This is a genomic window from Vibrio fluminensis (assembly GCF_015278125.1).
Lineage (GTDB): Bacteria > Pseudomonadota > Gammaproteobacteria > Enterobacterales > Vibrionaceae > Vibrio > Vibrio fluminensis.
The window spans coordinates 1-528 of record NZ_JADILO010000085.1 but is presented as its reverse complement, the minus strand read 5'-3'; the positions used below and the strand labels follow the sequence as shown (position 1 = coordinate 528).

Below are 528 nucleotides of genomic sequence, written 5' to 3'. Positions count from 1 at the left end.
CGAATTAACCAACGGCGGCCACGTGACCTTGACGGTCAATGGTGGAGACGAAGTTCAGCTTAAACTGGTTGACGGCAAGCTAGTGACGTTGACTAACGAAGCGACGGACTACCAATACGACAACGGCACCATCTCTTGGACTGAGACGGCACCGGCAGAAGGTGGCACCATTACTGTTACCGCGACCCAAACCGATAAAGCAGGCAATGAATCAGCGCAAGGTTCAGACTCTGCTAAGTTGGACACTGTGGCACCGGGCGACGGTGAAGGTCCTCAAGGTGGCGACCTTGGCCCAGTGGTTGAAATTAAAGATGACGTTAATAACGACGGCTTGATCAGCAAAGACGARCTCGGKAATGACCAAGTCCAAGTTGAAGTATCCGTTAACCACSATGAATTGACCAACGGTGGTTACGTCACGCTTACCGTCAATGACGGTGAAACCGTAGATCTTAAACTGGTTGATGGCAAACTGGTGACGCTGACTGACGAAGCGACGGACTACCAATACGACAATGGCACCATCTC

General features: G+C 51.4%; 1 protein-coding gene. It reads left to right on the top strand.

What is annotated here, in order from left to right; all coding sequences use genetic code 11:
* A partial coding sequence (locus IRQ95_RS22005) for a hypothetical protein (RefSeq protein WP_194439928.1) occupies nt 1-528 on the top strand: 528 nt, incomplete at both ends.